This window comes from Allobosea sp. WAO, from assembly GCF_001509835.1.
Taxonomy (GTDB): Bacteria; Pseudomonadota; Alphaproteobacteria; order Rhizobiales; family Beijerinckiaceae; genus Allobosea.
The window spans coordinates 1-1,687 of record NZ_JXTJ01000038.1 but is presented as its reverse complement, the minus strand read 5'-3'; the positions used below and the strand labels follow the sequence as shown (position 1 = coordinate 1,687).

The following is a 1,687-nucleotide window of genomic DNA, read 5'->3' as shown; positions in this document are numbered from 1 at the left end:
CGATGTTCACGAAGATACTGATCGCGAACCGCGGCGAGATCGCCTGCCGTGTGATCAAGACGGCGCGGCGGATGGGGATCGCGACGGTCGCGGTGTATTCGGATGCGGACCGCGAGGCGCTGCATGTCGAGATGGCCGACGAGGCCGTGCATATCGGGGCGGCGCCAGCCGCCGAATCCTATCTTCAGATCGAGAAGATCATCGCCGCCTGCAAGGCGACGGGCGCCGAAGCGGTGCATCCGGGCTACGGCTTCCTTTCCGAGCGCGAGGCCTTCGCCCAGGCGCTCAAGGAGAACGGCATCGTCTTCATCGGGCCGAACCCCGGCGCGATCGCGGCGATGGGCGACAAGATCGAGTCGAAGAAGGCGGCGGCGGCGGCGAAGGTCTCGACCGTGCCCGGGCATCTCGGCGTGATCGAAGACCCCGACCATGCCGTGAAGATTGCCGACGCGATCGGCTATCCCGTGATGATCAAGGCTTCGGCCGGCGGCGGCGGCAAGGGCATGCGCATCGCCCATTCCTCGGGCGAGGTGGCCGAGGGCTTTGCCCGGGCGCGTTCGGAAGCGGCCTCGTCCTTTGGCGATGACCGGGTCTTCATCGAAAAATTCATCGTCGATCCCCGGCATATCGAGATCCAGGTACTCGGCGACAAGCATGGCAATGTGATCTATCTCGGCGAGCGCGAATGCTCGATCCAGCGCCGCAACCAGAAGGTCGTCGAGGAGGCGCCGTCGCCTTTGCTCGACGAGGCGACCCGGCGCAAGATGGGCGAGCAGGCGGTCGCGCTGGCGAAGGCGGTGAACTATGACTCAGCCGGCACGGTCGAGTTCGTCGCCGGCCAGGACAAGTCCTTCTACTTCCTCGAGATGAACACGCGGCTGCAGGTCGAGCATCCGGTCACCGAGATGGTCACCGGCATCGACCTCGTCGAGCAGATGATCCGCGTCGCCCATGGCGAGAAGCTCGCGATCAGCCAGGCCGATGTGAAGCTCGAGGGCTGGGCGGTCGAATCCCGCGTCTATGCCGAGGATCCGACCCGCAACTTTCTGCCCTCGACCGGGCGGCTGGTGACCTATCGCCCGCCCGCCGAGGGCGTCGATGGCGACGCCACGGTGCGCAACGACACCGGCGTCTATGAGGGCGGCGAGATCTCGATCTATTACGACCCGATGATCGCCAAGCTCGTCACGCATGCGCCGACGCGGGAGGCGGCGATCAAGGCGCAGGCGCGGGCGCTCGACGCCTTCGCGATCGACGGCATCCGCCACAACATCCCCTTCGTCTCGGCGCTGATGCAGCATCCGCGCTGGATTTCCGGCGAGCTCTCGACCGGCTTCATCGCCGAGGAGTTCCCGGAAGGCTTTGCGCTGCCGCAGCCTGAGGGCGAGGTCGCCTTGCGGATGGCGGCGATCGCGATCGCCTGCGACCACCGGATGAACCAGCGCAAGCGCAACGTCTCGGCGCAGATGCAGGGCTGGCGCAAGGTCGAGTTCGAGCGCGCCCGCATCGTTGAGCTCGGGGCCGAGCGCTTCGAGGGCGAGGTCTCGGGCGAAAACGGGGCGGTGACGATCGCTTTCGGCGGGCGCAGCGTCAGGCTCGCCAGCGACTGGCGTCCCGGCGAGCCGGTCTGGCAGGGCACGCTCGACGGCATCGCGATCGCGGCGCAGGTCCGGCCGATCCTCAACGG

At 67.2% G+C, this 1,687-nt stretch carries 1 protein-coding gene; it reads left to right on the top strand.

Features of this window, described 5'->3' with window-relative positions; genetic code table 11:
• Positions 1 to 2: 2 nt before the first annotated feature.
• A partial coding sequence (locus tag DK26_RS28310; RefSeq protein WP_066480241.1) for an acetyl-CoA carboxylase biotin carboxylase subunit occupies positions 3 to 1,687 on the top strand: 1,685 nt, incomplete at its 3' end.